This window comes from Nitrospira sp. (assembly GCA_016715825.1).
Classification (GTDB): Bacteria; Nitrospirota; Nitrospiria; order Nitrospirales; family Nitrospiraceae; genus Nitrospira_D.
On the sequence record JADJXO010000001.1, the window covers coordinates 1078876 to 1093903 of the forward strand.

Genomic DNA, 15028 nt, shown 5'->3' on the forward strand with positions numbered 1-15028 from the left:
CGTTGCCTATCCTAACCGAGACATTCCATTCCTACCCACGCTCGTTGTACCTGAAGTCCGAGTTCTCCTACAATGCATCTGAACGCTATGGATCGCCCATCGTTATTTATCACGCGTCTGTTGCCGCAAGCTGTGATGGACGCAATTCCTCAACGCTACCGAGTGCTGGCCGACTCAACCGATCGACCAACGACTGTACACGAGTTAGCACACGGGTTTTCCCAAGCCGACGCCGTGATCTGCACACTAGCCGACCGCATCGACGCCTCGGTCCTGTCCCAGGCCACCAAGCTGAAGATCGTCGCCAACTACGCCGTCGGTTACAACAACATCGACCTGTCTGCCGCGGCTCAACGTGGCATCATCGTCACCAATACTCCAGACGTGTTGACCGATGCGACCGCCGACCTGACCTGGGCGCTGTTGCTGGCGGTTGCGAGGCGCGTGACTGAAGGGGACGCGTTGGTGCGAGCCGGCCGCTGGACGGGATGGGCTCCGACACAAATGCTGGGTACGGACCTTACAGGAAAAACGCTGGGCATTGTCGGGATGGGACGGATCGGCCAGGCTGTAGCGTACCGAGCAAGCGGCTTCCGGATGTCGGTACTCTATGCAGGGCGCCATGCCGTTTCAAGCCCTCCTGGTTTTTCCTGGACCTGGCAGCCACTGGATGCGGTGCTGACGCGTTCCGATTACCTTTCGCTTCATGTTCCGCTCACCGATACCACTCGGCATCTGATCAGTCAACGCGAGCTCGCTCTGATGAAGCCGACGGCCTTTCTCATCAATACCTCGCGAGGACCGGTCATCGATGAGTCCGCCTTGCTCACCGCGCTCGAAGCAGGAACCATCGCCGGTGCAGGGCTGGATGTGTACGAGCACGAACCGGCCGTCCCCCCTGCTCTGTCCTCGCTGTCGAATGTGGTCCTTCTTCCCCATCTCGGATCTGCCACACTCGAGACACGTGTCCACATGGGGCTGATCTGTCTCGAAAATATTGCTGCGGCATTGGAAGGTCGAGCGGTTCCACATCGAGTGATCTGAGGAGGGCTGAAGAGACGACTCCGCATCTACGACGCATACCGAAACCCGACGTCCCCGCCTCCTTGCTTCCCTTTAAGTGCAGCCAACCGTTGGGGAACGTCATGAAACGAAGGAATGGATTGGAACGCATGTGCGGCCTTCTCCCACTGCTCTTCAGCTTCATACAGTAAGCCCAACTCATACCGTATAGCTTGCCCCTTGGCTCCCTCGCACCGTGGGTCAGCCAAGACCGTCTCCAGCCCACGAATGGCAAGCGCGATGTGATGACCTTCCTTGAGACAAACCGCCGTCATCAGTGCCGAATCGAGATAGAACGAATCGCTGTTCATCGACACCTGGAATTCTTCCTTCGCCGCTTCGTACAACCCCATGTTCTTATACGCCACACCTAATGCATAGTGTGCTTCATAGTCTGGAGGAGCTGCTGCCACTTCTTTATTCGCCGCTTCAGATGGAGGGGATGGGAGGGACGGAGAGGTCGTCTGAATGGCGGATGCCGCGACACCTGACTTTTCTGGGAATGGAATCGGTCCCGACCCCACCTGTGATTCATGTCCCCCGTCTTTTTGCGCAGAAGGCACCTTGCTACTTGTCGTTAGCTGAACAGGTTGGCTTTCCTCTGGGCGTGGATTTGCCGATACCTTTGTCGCGGTCTTCGGAACGTGTGGCGACCTCGGAGGTGGAGCGCTACCTGGTGTCGGATGGCTTTCTTGAACCGGGGGTGTCTTGACTGAGTTGGCTCCAGGATCCTTGGCAAAGGGATTCACGTCGTCCGGTTCCGCCCCTGCCAGCGAAAATCCCTGCACGTCTTCCGTCACCCCCTGGAGACCGCTCGGGCAACTGTGCTGTACTCCACTGTCAGGCGACTCACCGCTCACATCTAGGGCGGAACTGCCGTTCTGCAACGCATCGTGCACAGACGTAGTCTGGAGGGGTTCTGCTGGTTCTCCCGTCGTACCTCCATGTATCTTTGCCGCCAACTGATTCACGAATGTCTCATCGGCAGAGAGGGCCTTTACCTTTTCAAAGAGCTCTTCGTGCAGGCTTTCCATACCTGGTTCAGGATGTTCCAAGAGCAGTTCGACCGCTTTGGCATACTGCAGGGCGGCTCCACCATGATCTCCCTTTTCCTCGAACAACTCACCCATGAGCTCGAGCAACGGCACCGAGTTCGGCTCTGCAGACAGAAACTCCTGAATCAACGATTCAGCTAGCCCCAGATCATGGGCACGTAGCGCCGCACCCGCTAAGAATCGATATTCCCCCAACGCGACTTGGACGTCGCCTCGTTGCAAATGCAATCGAGCCAGAAGCTGACAGACTTGCGGATTGCCCGGTTCCCGCGTGAGTATCTGGTTGAGGATCGCTTCCGCACCCTCATATTGCTTCTCCTCGATACGCCGCATGGCTTCGGTCAAGAGGTCGGGCGGCTCCGACGATTTTTGCCCACCCCCTGCTGGGGAACTTGGTTTGATCGCCTTCACTGCGCCGATTCCACCTTTCTCTAAGCTGTCGACGAACTGCGCCGCTTCGCTATTTGCAGGATCGATTCGAAGAACGGCCAGATAGGCGTCTTTCGCCTCATCGTACCGCCCTTGCGCCGACCGCTCACGGCCGAGTTGGAGATACACCTTGGTCGCTTCATCCTGTTGGTTTTCCTGAACACAGAGTTCTGCAACACGCTGTTGTGCGTTGAGATTTGAAGGATCTTGCGTAACGATTTTCCTATAGATCTCGAGTGCGTCTTTCCCTCGACGCTCCTTCAAGTAGTACTTCCCCAGCGTGAGATAGTCTTGAACCGCGCTGCTGATGAGTCCTCGTTCGACATTCAGGTCACCGAGATGGCGATACACTTCATAACGCGTGGGGTCACACTTGAGGACTTTTTTGAACGCGGCGATAGCCTTGAGCGTCGCACCCTCCGCTCGAAATGCCGATGCCGCTTGAAGGAAGGCCGTGGCAGCTTCTCCAGGAACGTTCCGCTTGAGGTGTAAATCTCCGATAGAATTATGGATACTCCCGTCGCCTGGAAGTTCCGTGGCTAATTTCTTCCATTCGGCGATGGCCGCTTCGAACTGTCCACGAGAAGCGAGGAGCTGAGCTTGCTGAAGAACGCGACTTCGATCCGGTGGCACGACTATTTCCTCCTCCACAATCGGAACAGCCAAACGCTAACAGTCGCAATGAGTTTTGTCTAGGAAATGGGAGAATCAGACAACGGTCTGGAGCAGCGGAAGAGACGGTGCCTCCCGTTCGGAGGACCGGCCCTTCCGCCAAACACGAGGAGAACTATTTCTGTTTAGGATGCGGCGATCACCGACTTAAGCACGTTGGCCGCTTGAGGCCCCTTGGCTCCCTGCACAATATCAAACTCCACGTTTTCACCCTCTTTGAGTGTCTTGAAACCATCCCCCTGTAACGCAGAGTAATGTACGAAGACATCTTCTCCGCTATCGAGGCGGATGAACCCAAACCCCTTTCGATCGTTGAACCACTTGACCGTTCCTTTTGTTTTCACAGAAACCCTCCTTTTTTTCAGCAACAACCGGCACTTAGCGAAGTTCAATCGGTGAACGTATAGCGCTGCTCAATGCACAATGTGAAGATAGACAGGACGATAATTCGGCTGGTCGAATGGACGGGAACCTGCAGGAGTGATGCATCGCTCACGGAACCCATCATTTCAGAGGAAAGTCGCGCAGCATGTAACATAGGGTTGGGGTTCTGTCAAGCGAATCTTCGCTGAGCGTGATTTCTCCTGTGTTTACAAGGAAGAGTGACTTCCCTATAGTGAGTGACATTTCCTCGACCAGAGATCTTGTGATCCTACGAACGCTCCTCGACCGCTACATTTTCACGGAACTTCTTTCTCCCTTCGGCCTCAGCCTGGGCGCGCTCTGTTTTGTGATGTTAACGAGGGAGCTCCTCCGGCTTGTCGAGTTGCTCGTCTCCAAAGGCGTAGGATTCTTGGCTGTCCTGAAAGTAATTGCGATGCTGCTCCCTTCCGGTCTGGTGCTCACCTTACCTATCGCAGGCCTGATCGCGTCGATTACGGCATTCGGTCGACTGTCGTTCGATAAAGAATTGGTCGCCATGCGTGCAGCCGGACTCAGTCTGCTGCGTCTTTCACAGCCGGTGCTTCTTTTTTCTATATTCGTCTGTACGCTGACACTGGTGTTATCCCAATGGGGACAGCCATGGAGTTCGCTGAATCTGAAGAAAGTCGCCCTCAACCTACTGAAAGACCAACTCGTCTTGGCCCTGGAGCAAGGCACCTTCAACGAACCGATTCCCCGCATGATGATCTACGTTCCAGAGAGCGAGCCTGGTCAGCCTCAGGACGGCATCTTCATCTCCGACGAACGTCTGCCCGAGGAGCCTCGAGTCATCGTGGCGCAGCAGTACCATGTATTTATGGATTCCGCACACGATCACGTCGCACTACGATTGATCAATGGCACGATCCATACCCGACCTCGAGAGGACGACCAGTACCGGGAGATCGCCTTTGCCCAATATGACATCAAGATTAATCTGAACCTCAGCAGCTACGCAGCCACAGAGGAACGTCCGTCCTATGATCAAATCATGGCACGCCTGGCTGAAACGGATGGCAAAGATGCGGGTGCTCTTCGACGTCTGATGGAATATTACAAAGATCTGGCATTCCCGACCGCTTCCCTCGTATTCTGCTTACTCGGAGTGCCGGTCGGCATTGTGTCCAAGCGATCTGGTCGTGTCGGTGGATTTGCAGTCGGTGTGGGGATCATCATTGCCTTCTATGTGCTCAATGTCGGCTGTGATTTCTTGGTGACCGCTCTTGTTCTTCATCCATTCTTCGGTGCCTGGCTCCCCAACATCATCTTTATGGTGATCACGGTGGTCATGTTCGTGCGGATGAGCAGACAATAACGCCATGACCATTTTGTTTCGCTATATCCTTCGCGAATTTTCAAAAATCTTCGGCATGTGTTTTGCCGGTCTGGTCACCATTTACCTCGTGATTGATTTTTTCGAGAAGGTCCGCCGCTTTCTTCGGTACGAATCCGGTATTCTTCCCATCCTGACCTACTTTGCCTTGAAAGTTCCTGCGATTTCATTTCAAGTGGCTCCGTTTGCCGTACTGGTTTCAACTCTGTTGACGCTTGGCCTCCTCATGCGAAGCAACGAAATTACCGCCATGCGCAGCTGTGGAATCAGTTTGCTCTGGATGTCATCCCCTTTTCTTCTCTTCGCCAGTGGCATCTCCATGGTGCTCCTCGCCTTCAGTTCGACCGTCATTCCGCTGGCATCGGAGAAGGCGGAAGAAGTTCGAGTAATCCAAATCGAACAGAAGCCGGCACCCATCACTAACCAGGCCGTCCAGCCTTGGGCGCGCATCAGCGCCACCGCCCTCATGAAAATCAGTGAAATCGACACCACCGGTATGACTGTGCGAGGAGTACGGCTTTTTTATTTTCGTTCCCCCTTTCAACTCGAACGGCTCACCGAAGCAGAGGAAGCCCGGTACACTCCGAACGGGTGGCTTCTGCTAAACGGCCATCATCGCCAGATTGTTGATGACAACACCGCCGAGCTAGTCCAGTTCACCGAGCAGCTGATCACGATCCCCCTTATTCCTGACGATTTTTCCAGTTCGCTCATCGGAAACTCGGAAACCATGACGTTTCGCGAGATACAAGATTACCTCGGGCGTTTCCAGCATGAAGGTTTTTCTTTTGCCCGCTTGCTGACCGACTACCATGGCCGTGTGGCATCTCCGCTGGTCACCGTCGTGATGGTGATCGTAGGCATTGCCTTAAGCCTTCGGCGGAGTGGAGTGCGTGGAGGCAGCATGGCGGTGGGAATCGGACAGGCGTTCATCGTGGGGTTTTGCTACTGGACGACCAACGCGGTCGCGATTGCACTGGGACGAGGGGGAGCGCTGGCTCCCATGCTGGCTGGGTGGATGGCTAACGCCGTCTTCTTGAGCTTTGGGCTCTACCTCTTGTTGAAAGTTCGCCATTGAACTATGGTTTCCTAGTTGACTCAGTTCTGGTCTTCCGGTAAGAAAGGCGCCGGAGCCGCCCATTGAAGGAGGAACGATCATGGTCTCGCGCGTAGTGATTACCGGTCTCGGAGTGGTGTCTCCTATTGGAATCGGGGTCAGTGAATTTTGGAAGTCGGCTCTTGCCGGGCGATCGGGAATTACGGCGATCCCGTCACTTGGGTGGTTTCCGATGTCCGGATATCGCTCACAGGTGGCCGGCCAAGTCCACAACTTCGCGCCGGAGCAATATCTCACTCCCACACAAGCCAGTCGCGTAGATCGCTACGCGCAATTTTCCTTAGTTGCGACCAAAGAGGCGCTCACCGATGCCGATCTCAACATGGCCAAAGAAGCTCCTCATCGAGTCGGTGTGATTGTTGGAGCTGGGATGGGCGGCATGGTGATGGGAGAACGAGAGATCACCCAACTCTTTGAGACCCAGCGACCGCATCGCGTACACCCCAATTTCATTCCGACCATCACATTGAACTCTGCCTCCGGTATTGTTGCCATGGCCCACGGTGCAAAGGGACCGAATCTCACCATCTCGACGGCGTGCTCTTCGAGCGCTCATGCTCTTGGCCAAGCCTTACACTGTATTCGCACCGGCCAGGCCGATGTGGTCATTGCAGTCGGAGCTGATGCCAGCATCACGCCATTGGTCTTTGCCGGCTTCTGCTCCTTGCGTGCGCTCTCGAGTGAATTCAACAATGCTCCCGAGCGAGCCTCACGGCCCTTCGATCGACGCCGTGACGGCTTCGTGATGGGGGAAGGATCGGCTGCCTTGATTGTCGAGTCTTGGGCGCATGCCAAGAAGCGGAAGGCGAGAGTCTATGCTGAGCTGGCAGGATATGCAGCGACTAGCGAAGCCTATCATATGGTGATCCCGCAGGAAGATGGCCAGGAAATTTGCACGACGATGAAAATCGGTCTGAAGTCGGCCGGCATCAGCGCAGATCAGGTGGACTATATTAATGCGCACGCAACCTCCACCACGATCGGCGATGCTGTTGAGACCAAGGCCATTAGAGCAATGTTTAAGAGTCGCGCAGATAAGATTGCCGTCAATGCCACCAAGTCGCTTGTTGGTCACACCTTAGGTGCGGCTGGAGCGATCGGAGCAGTGGCAACGACCCTTTCCATTCATTCTGGACAAATTCACCCGACCGCCAACTATGAGGAACCTGATCCGGACTGCCAATTGGCCGGGATTCGGCAGGCTGTCCAGGAACGAAAGATCCGCTATGCGCTTTTGAACGCATTCGGGTTCGGCAGCAACAATGCCACCGTCGTCTTTAAGAAATTCGTCGCCTAGGAACCCATTGAACGATATTGAGGCCTCTCACACCAGTTCAGCTGAGAAGAGCCTCATGCCACTGAAGGAGCACTCATAATGACTGAACGGATCGACCCCCAGATCACTGAAAAGATCGTGCATGCGCTGGCCAGCTATCTCAAACGAGACCCTGCGTCGATTACCGAGGCTCATCATTTACGGGATGATCTTGGTCTTGATTCAGTGGCCGTCATCGAACTACTCTTCGAGATTGAAGAGCGGTTTAAACTTCAGATTCCGGACCAGGACCTTCCGGGACTGAGTACCGTGGGATCTGTGGCCGCGTACGTCCAGCTACGTCTCGCCGAATCTTCCGATACTTCTAAGGCTAAATCTCCCAAGCCGGCGACAGCCTCCACGAAGTCGGGATCGAAAAAATCGGCCCCATCCCGATCGACATCGGGAAAATCCGCTGCAACAAAAAAATCGGCTTCCTCCAAATCAGCACCTGTGAAACGCACCTCCCTCTCGGTGAAGAAACCCAAAGCCATGTCGTCTACCGCTTCAAAAACAAAGAAAAAGGTTGGAGCCCGATGAGCGCCCCTCAGCTACCTACGCCAATCACACTGGCGCAGATCCATCAGGTTGTCGGCGGTACGATCCATGGAAACGACCAGACACAGATCTTCGGCCTCACGAGCGTGGGTCATGCCAACCCGCAAGCCCTCTCATTTGTGACGAACGAGAAAATGGCTAAGGCAGCATCCAATCTGGCAGTTGCGGCGCTGTTGGTTCATCGACATCAGCCGGATCTCCCAGTCCCGCAAATCGTCGTTGACAATCCAATGCTGGCCTTTGCACAGGTTGCACAAAACTTCTTTGTTCGTACCCCGGCTCCTCGAGGCATTGCCGAACAGGTCACCCAGGGTTCCGATGTACGGATAGGAACCGATCCTTCTATCTGGCCGTTCGTCACGCTCGGCGATCGGGTCACCCTCGGCGATCGGGTCACCCTCTACCCAGGAGTCTTCCTGGGATCCGATGTCACAATTGGAGACGACTGTACCCTCTATCCCAATGTCGTGGTGCGCGAAGGCTGTTCACTCGGTGCGCGAGTGATCATCCACAGCGGAACCGTCATCGGAGCGGACGGATTTGGGTATGTGCAGCATCACGGTCAGCATCACAAAATCCCCCAACTCGGAGGCGTGACTATTGAGGACGACGTTGAGCTGGGCGCCAACGTTACGATTGACCGGGCGACATTCGGACTGACTCTGGTCAAGCGGGGCACGAAAGTGGACAATCTGGTTCAAATCGCCCACAACGTGACTGTGGGAGAGCACTGCATTCTTGTGGCACAAGTCGGAATTGCCGGCAGTACGACGATCGGCCGTCATGTCATGATCGGTGGCCAAGCCGGTCTTTCCGACCATCTGACCATCGGAGATCAAGTGCTGATTGCCGCGAAATCAGGGGTCAATCGAAGCGTTGAATCCAATCAGATCGTCGGCGGCATTCCTGCGATGCCGAGAGAAAAAGCTCTCAAGGTACAAGGAGCCATTTTCCAACTGCCTGAGTTGAAACAACTCGTGAGAAATTTGGAAGAGCGTGTGGCAACGCTCGAAGCACGCGTGCAAAAAGCGCCACGACGACCTGCTCAACCGAGGGGAACCCGTTCCAAAAAGAGATAAGGTCTCAGGTCTTCCCTTTCGGTGCGGTGATCACCTTCCGCCATAAGAACAGTCTTGCCCAATAATATCCGGCCCAGGGTAGGAACATCGCGGGAACGCTGTGCACCCGTCCATAGGCGAAGGCGGCAATGGAGCTCCCCATCAGGAGAGTGACGCCTGCAATATACGCGAACGGAACCATCTGTCGACCCGGATGGTCAAAATCAGCAGGCTCTGATCTCTTTTTGAGCCTGCCTTTCATTCTCTCCAACCGCTGTCGCATTCTCGCCGCCAAAACTTCCGGGAATTCACGAAACAGATACCGCTGGTACACCGTATGTCCCGCACCCAATCCAATCCCTGACAGGAATAAACCGGAACTCTGAGAAAACGTATCCCACGTATAGGTGTCGGTCGCAAACCATTGGTAGATGAGTCCTCCGACTCCGCCGACCAAACAGACGAGACCGAGAAAACCAGAGGGCATCAGTATGTGCATCTTCACATACTCCAGCGCCTGCTGTGTGGTGTGTTGTGGCTGATTGACGTTAATAAGTTTTGGCACGATACTCCCTTCCTCTTCACTCAGGACAGTGGCTGGTTGCCACCGCATTATACCGACCTCGTTTGCTCCAGCAAAGTGGAGAACCAGGCCTTTTGTGAATTGGCTCAGAGTTCATGCGTGTACGGCAAGCAGGAGCATGATCGCCATTACGGCGGGGGACCTCGGAGAAGGATCTTGGTGATGAGGTTCACTCGAAGAGCCGAGCCTGCTGAGCGGGTGACTTCCTTACACACTAGAAACGGTGTCTTAATCTAGAGGATCAGGCGGTTGCTGGGCAGGCGCACCGGAGGTGGTGATGCCGGTTCAAGATTCCTTGATGACGGTCCGGCGACGTGTCACCGCTCCTTGCATCGTCAACGCGATGGCATCAAGGCTTTCGAGAAGAGCCGTGAACTGATCGGAAACCATTGTGGATGGTACAGGACTCTGAATCTCCTGTCCGAGAGGATGAAATGCGACACGCCCGACGGCGGGTGGATTCAATGTCTCCGCTACCGAAATCAGAGGAATGAGGCTGAGGTCGAGCAAACGTCCCTCCGCGCCCTCCTTCCCCTGCTCATCATCAACCCTCACGACTGGACGAAGCGGATAGCGGCTATTCACCTTGGCGACGATGCCGACATCACCGGTCGTTAATCGGACCATCGTCCCAAGCGGGTACACCGACAATTGCTCGACCAGCGCCTTGAGGATCTCGCGCGGAAACGTCATTCGTTCAGTGACCAAAAGCTCTTTCACGGCTTCATGAGGGAGGAAGCGACGTCGATAGGGGCGCTCGCTGACTAAAGCATCGAATACGTCCACCACTCCACAGATCTGAGCCATTTCACTGATCTCTCGACCCTGAAGTCGCTTGGGATATCCTTGCCCGTTAAACCGTTCATGAATTTGACCTATCACTCGTGCCAGCCAGTGATAGTCAGAACCGCATCGTTCGATCACTCGAGAGCCGAAGTCGGGATGTTGCTCGATCACGGCCCGTTCTTCCTGAGTCAATCGGCCGTTCTTGGTGATCAACGTTTGTGGTACTGCAAACAAGCCGATATCATGAACGAGCCCCGCGAATGCCAATCGCTGCAGCTCTTCACCGTAGTACCCAAGTCCTATCCCGACCTTGGTTCCCAAGATAGCCACATTGATCAGGTTCGTCATTAACGGTGTTCCCGAACGTCCGGACAAGGCCTCGACAACCAATTCATCATCCCGTTGTAGCGATACAACCAGATCGGCTGCAAGCCGCTCAAGCGAGGATAAGGCAAACGAACGACCACCTTGCACGGCAGTCGCCGTGTCGTTCAGAACCTGTTCTGCCTGATAATACCATTCGCTCATGTGCACGCTCCCACTCCGCTGTTCGCACGTGCACGAACCATTCGTCCTGCAACCCGTTCAACGAGCGTTCGACTTACTCGATGCACCCCTGTGACACTTCCATAGTAGAGGCACAAATCACACAATGAGTTAATTAACCGGCAGACTCCACCGGTCTGTTGAAACACTCCGGAAATCGCGGGAGACGAAAATATCGGCAACGTACAACCCACGGCAGCCAATCGAGCCACGATGTATGCTTTAGTTTCTGCACGATTGAAGCGTTCAAGATGGTGGCAGACGGCCACACGCTGCGCGAGCTGGGGAATCTGCGCAAGACGATCCCGAAGTTCTGGTTGACCGACGAGCACCAATGTGATGAGAAACCGGTCGTTCAACTGGAAATTACTGAGGAGTCGCAATTCCTCAAATAAGCGGTCATGCTCGATCGCTTGGGCTTCATCCACCACGACAACCGTGTCGATGCCCTGATGATAGTTGGCAAGCAGCTGGTCGTTTAATCGGCGGAGTTGCTCGCCTCTGGGTCCGCCTGGATCCAAGCCGAGCTGAAATAAAATCTCTCCCAGGAATTCGTTCCCAGGAATGGTCGGGTTAGAGACAAGACCGACCTCGTACTGAGTCCGGGGAAGCTTCAAAATGACCGCTCGACTGATGAGGGTCTTCCCACTTCCGATCTCGCCGGTCAACATCACGATTCCTTTACGAGCCTGAATCCCATACAGCATGCAGGCCATAGCTGCTTCATGTTTTACGGACGGCACGTAGAAGGTTGGGTCCGGCACATTTTCAAACGGACGCCGTTGGAAGCCCCAGTATGGCTCGTACGTTGACCGCTGAATACCGGGCATCTCACACGCAGCATTCTCGAACGACACCGTTTCACCTACTTGTTTTCACATCGACGACTTTGGGACGGGTCGGCACACCAGTCATCTTGGCAAAACCCCTTGTATCGCAGCACGCTCCGTTCGTCCACTCTGGCCCCATTCCTCTAGCCTGTTGACAGTTTGAACCAGACGCGAATGGACAGCCTCATATCGATGGGTGCCAACACCAATCCGTTGTTCCATCACAAGTGTCAGGAAGCTGTGAAGCCCCATGAAAAACGTCATGGCATGAGATGCGTTGGCCTGCTGAGCTGCCGACCACAGTTGTGCAACACGCTCCACGGCATTCTGCAGTTGTGCCGGCGCTGCCCCCCCGTTTTGGAGTGCCTGAAACACGGTAGAAAGATGGAGGACGTCTTGACGGACAAGGTCCAGAAAACCCCGCTCCGCTTCTTCTAACCGGTCGAGAAACTCTTGGATCGAGGCAAGGTTACACTGTTCCATCCCACGATTCATAAGCCCCTCAGTCTGAGCCATTACAGTCTGGACTAAATTACGGGAGGAGGTCCCTGGGGCCAAACTTTGCTCAGGAATGGCACGGAGGCGGACTAAGAGTTCTTGTGTGCTAATCACCGCCGGAGCATTCTCGACCGTGGTTGGGTCGACCTCGGTCTCAAAAGTGACACCGGTCGCCCGCGTCAGCGCTCCATGAATATGTCCTAATTGCTTACAGAGTGCGAGGAAATCATCCGCCGAGATCGATACACCCGGTTCTTGAACCGCTTCAACAAAGGGAAGGGCTGAAAAACTCGCCCGTTCAACATCACTCAAGTAAATGGTCGCTGCAGATCCACCGAGATTGGTGATGCCGACCTTAATGGTCTGGGCCAAGGAGCGATGACGCTCGGCAGGGGGGGCCTGTTGAAGCTCATCGAGAGCCACATGAATCTGCTGAAGCCATTCCTGTGCTTCTTGAACGAACAGTTCGATCAGTTCTTTCTGGAACGCATCTTCAGTTTCAACAGACATTGTTTTCGGCCAACCATGAGAGCCATAGCCATCGCACGGGGCGGAGGAGTGACATCAGGGCTGTCCTTTTCCACTTCCAAGCTGAGAGGCCAACCCTGCAATTTCACCCAGCTTGCGGGCCATCTCTTCGAACCGTTTAGTCGCATGTTCAGCCGCCTGCTCAGTTTCCTCGACCCGTCGGGAAAGGACTTCGTTCCGCTCACGTTCAGCCACTAGAAGCCCTTCCAACTCCTGGACTTTTGTCTCTGTCTTCTGCACCTCCTGCAGCCGGTCTACAGTTTCGGTGAGTTTTTGCTGTTCAGCCGTGAGTTCGGTTTCAAGCGTCTGGACTCTCTGTTGGAGTTCAGCCACTTGCTTTTGCTCAGCGATGAGTCGAACTTCTGCATCTTGAGCCTTTGATGAGGACTTTTCCAATTCAGCAAGCTGTTGAACCAGCTGCTCTGCCGCTGCTCGCTCTGCGTTCAGCGCAGATTCCAATTCTGTAAGGCGTTCTGACGTCTTCCGCGCACCCAGAGCCTCCTCTCTGAGCGTCCCTACCTGTGTCTCCTCTGCCTTGAGGGCAGCTTCCAACTCAGGAATTCTTGATGCCAGAGGCTCGAGCGTTGCGAGTTTCGCTTCAAGATCACTAGCACGCTGACGCTCCCTGGCCAACTGCGCCTCGAATTCCTTGGCTCTCCTTAGCTGCGCGGCAGCTTCTGACAGCTGTTTTGTCAAATCTTCCGATCGCGTTCGTTCTGCCCGAAGTTGCTCCTCCATCTCCTTGAGCTTGCTGACGTCCTGATGCGCGCTCGCTTGCTCACGATTCGCAATCGAAGGAACTCGTTCGACAGCCGCTGTCGGTTGATCTGATACGGCTCGGCTCGCTGAAGTCGACTCTGGTGGGGTTTCCTGTCGTTTTGCCATCAACTCGAGTACACGATCTTTCAACGATGTGCCCTGGAACGGTTTTTTTAGTACCCCATCTGCTCGACAGGACTCAGCCTGTTTGGTCACTTCATCATTGACGATGCCGGAGATCAGGAGCACGGGCGTCGTTGCGAGGGTGGGGTTCCCTCTGACAAACGCACAGACTTCATAGCCACTCTTATCAGGCATGATCACGTCGGAAACGACCACATCCGGTCGCTCTTTTGTGAGATAGGCCAAGGCTTCTTCGCCGTTTGCCGCGAGCGTGACCCCGAGTCCAGCCTCGGTTAACAGTCGTTCAGCGACTTTTCGAACTGCGATACTGTCATCGGCTATAAGAATCTTTGGCATACCTGCACCTTTCATCCTTCTCCATCTCTGAGGAATGGCTACATACTCGATCCGAGTTGTGCGATTGCCAGAATTGGGATCTCATCGAGTCCACTGGCATAACTTCCTTCTGCCGGCACATCTTTGGGTCGATAGGCCTGGACCGCCGTTGATTCGATCGTCTGAAGGACCGGCATCTCTTCATCGATGCATATCACCATATCTCCCAATGGATGCTTTATCCTGAGACACAAGGGATTGTTTCCCTGCACACAAAGACGTAGAGCCGAGGCCAGATCGAATACTGGAAGAACGGCCTGATCTTGACGAACAACCGCCGTGATAAACGGGGTACGACCACCAACTGGGATGGAAACTCTCCATTCTGAAATGCCACTGACTTCCGATGTCTTCACTGCCAATCGCCTACCACCAACTGAAAAGACTAAGAGCATCCACGATGACGGTGTGGCATGTTTCTGCCGATTTCCTCCCATCCTCAGCATGCTGGCCTCTCACCCGCAGCACAGTCCCGAACATCCATACAGGACAGCGCGGTTCTCTGAACATGCGTCACATCGGACCCGACGTGTTCCCCAAGAACCCATGTTGGGTTGAGGATGAGTGCAATGCTTTGTTCAAACAGAATCATGCCTCGATACCACTGTCGTTCTACGCTGCTGAATTGAGTCGGCAGAGGCAGGATTTGCGATGGTTGAACCTCCAATTGCCCATGAATATGACTGACACGAATAGTACAGTGGCTCCCTTGATCAGTAAGTATCACAACAGGTGTCTCTGGACGTATGGGAACATCGGTAAGATTCAACTGCATGATAAGATCAACCGTTCTGTCGACTACTTCTCGGATCCCTGGCTTTTCACTACATTCCAATTCTTGAACGGTCAGCAGCTCTCTTATCGATCCAGCCTCAAATGCCAGATACCTCCTGCCAATCGTGACAATGATGAAGTGCAGTAGCGATGCCGATGCCCCCTGTTCCTGGATGCTCATGT

At 54.5% G+C, this 15028-nt stretch carries 15 protein-coding genes; 6 read left to right on the plus strand and 9 right to left on the minus strand.

The annotated features are described in order from the left end of the window. The first annotated feature begins 87 nt into the window (after positions 1–87). Entirely contained in the window at positions 88–1044 is a 957-nt protein-coding gene (locus IPM58_05200) for a D-glycerate dehydrogenase (protein ID MBK9306489.1), read from the plus strand. Positions 1045–1070: 26 nt separating this feature from the next. On the opposite strand, the gene IPM58_05205 is transcribed toward IPM58_05200, so the two are convergent. After that, on the minus strand, positions 1071–3179 hold the full coding sequence (locus tag IPM58_05205; protein MBK9306490.1) for a tetratricopeptide repeat protein: 2109 nt from the start codon (positions 3177–3179) through the stop codon (positions 1071–1073). Between the two features lie 164 nt (positions 3180–3343). Beyond that, positions 3344–3562, minus strand: coding sequence for a cold shock domain-containing protein (locus tag IPM58_05210; GenBank protein ID MBK9306491.1), 219 nt, complete (start codon positions 3560–3562; stop codon positions 3344–3346). Positions 3563–3834: 272 nt separating this feature from the next. Here IPM58_05210 and IPM58_05215 point away from each other — a divergent pair, with 272 nt between their 5' ends. The 5 genes from IPM58_05215 (at position 3835) to lpxD (ending at position 9043) form a co-directional block, all read left to right on the plus strand. Further along, a complete protein-coding gene (locus IPM58_05215) occupies positions 3835–4956 on the plus strand; it encodes an LptF/LptG family permease (GenBank protein ID MBK9306492.1) in 1122 nt (373 codons plus the stop codon). A 4-nt stretch (positions 4957–4960) separates the two neighbouring features. Beyond that, entirely contained in the window at positions 4961–6052 is a 1092-nt protein-coding gene (gene lptG / locus IPM58_05220) for an LPS export ABC transporter permease LptG (protein ID MBK9306493.1), read from the plus strand. A gap of 79 nt (positions 6053–6131) precedes the next feature. Beyond that, a complete protein-coding gene (fabF, locus tag IPM58_05225) occupies positions 6132–7388 on the plus strand; it encodes a beta-ketoacyl-ACP synthase II (protein MBK9306494.1) in 1257 nt (418 codons plus the stop codon). Between the two features lie 78 nt (positions 7389–7466). After that, positions 7467–7946, plus strand: coding sequence for a hypothetical protein (locus tag IPM58_05230; GenBank protein MBK9306495.1), 480 nt, complete (start codon positions 7467–7469; stop codon positions 7944–7946). Continuing rightward, positions 7943–9043: a UDP-3-O-(3-hydroxymyristoyl)glucosamine N-acyltransferase gene (lpxD, locus tag IPM58_05235; GenBank protein MBK9306496.1), complete on the plus strand. Its 1101-nt coding sequence runs from the start codon at positions 7943–7945 to the stop codon at positions 9041–9043. The genes IPM58_05230 and lpxD overlap by 4 nt, the downstream gene beginning before the upstream one ends. Positions 9044–9047: 4 nt before the next feature. On the opposite strand, the gene IPM58_05240 is transcribed toward lpxD, so the two are convergent. The 7 genes from IPM58_05240 to IPM58_05270 all read right to left on the minus strand — a co-directional run bounded on the left by IPM58_05240 (position 9048) and on the right by IPM58_05270 (position 15026). Further along, a complete protein-coding gene (locus IPM58_05240) occupies positions 9048–9587 on the minus strand; it encodes a hypothetical protein (GenBank protein ID MBK9306497.1) in 540 nt (179 codons plus the stop codon). Positions 9588–9890: 303 nt separating this feature from the next. After that, on the minus strand, positions 9891–10919 hold the full coding sequence (locus IPM58_05245; protein ID MBK9306498.1) for an HD domain-containing protein: 1029 nt from the start codon (positions 10917–10919) through the stop codon (positions 9891–9893). After that, positions 10916–11794, minus strand: coding sequence for an AAA family ATPase (locus IPM58_05250; protein ID MBK9306499.1), 879 nt, complete (start codon positions 11792–11794; stop codon positions 10916–10918). Before IPM58_05250 ends, IPM58_05245 begins: the two co-directional genes overlap by 4 nt. A gap of 54 nt (positions 11795–11848) precedes the next feature. Next, on the minus strand, positions 11849–12775 hold the full coding sequence (locus tag IPM58_05255) for a hypothetical protein (protein MBK9306500.1): 927 nt from the start codon (positions 12773–12775) through the stop codon (positions 11849–11851). Between the two features lie 54 nt (positions 12776–12829). After that, on the minus strand, positions 12830–14032 hold the full coding sequence (locus IPM58_05260) for a response regulator (GenBank protein ID MBK9306501.1): 1203 nt from the start codon (positions 14030–14032) through the stop codon (positions 12830–12832). 38 nt (positions 14033–14070) lie between these two features. Further along, positions 14071–14517, minus strand: a complete 447-nt coding sequence (locus IPM58_05265) for a hypothetical protein (GenBank protein ID MBK9306502.1) — start codon at positions 14515–14517, stop codon at positions 14071–14073. Further along, entirely contained in the window at positions 14511–15026 is a 516-nt protein-coding gene (locus IPM58_05270) for a chemotaxis protein CheW (protein ID MBK9306503.1), read from the minus strand. The genes IPM58_05265 and IPM58_05270 overlap by 7 nt, the downstream gene beginning before the upstream one ends. Positions 15027–15028 lie beyond the last annotated feature (2 nt).

Excerpts from the sequence above, each read along its gene's own strand:
- IPM58_05200 (MBK9306489.1), top strand. The coding sequence starts at position 88 with ATGGATCGCCCATCGTTATTTATCACGCGTCTGTTGCCGCAAGCTGTG.
- lptG (MBK9306493.1), top strand. The coding sequence starts at position 4,961 with ATGACCATTTTGTTTCGCTATATCCTTCGCGAATTTTCAAAAATCTTC.
- fabF (MBK9306494.1), top strand. The coding sequence starts at position 6,132 with ATGGTCTCGCGCGTAGTGATTACCGGTCTCGGAGTGGTGTCTCCTATT.
- IPM58_05230 (MBK9306495.1), top strand. The coding sequence starts at position 7,467 with ATGACTGAACGGATCGACCCCCAGATCACTGAAAAGATCGTGCATGCG.
- lpxD (MBK9306496.1), top strand. The coding sequence starts at position 7,943 with ATGAGCGCCCCTCAGCTACCTACGCCAATCACACTGGCGCAGATCCAT.
- IPM58_05245 (MBK9306498.1), bottom strand. The coding sequence starts at position 10,919 with ATGAGCGAATGGTATTATCAGGCAGAACAGGTTCTGAACGACACGGCG.
- IPM58_05255 (MBK9306500.1), bottom strand. The coding sequence starts at position 12,775 with ATGTCTGTTGAAACTGAAGATGCGTTCCAGAAAGAACTGATCGAACTG.
- IPM58_05260 (MBK9306501.1), bottom strand. The coding sequence starts at position 14,032 with ATGCCAAAGATTCTTATAGCCGATGACAGTATCGCAGTTCGAAAAGTC.
- IPM58_05265 (MBK9306502.1), bottom strand. The coding sequence starts at position 14,517 with ATGCTGAGGATGGGAGGAAATCGGCAGAAACATGCCACACCGTCATCG.
- IPM58_05270 (MBK9306503.1), bottom strand. The coding sequence starts at position 15,026 with ATGAGCATCCAGGAACAGGGGGCATCGGCATCGCTACTGCACTTCATC.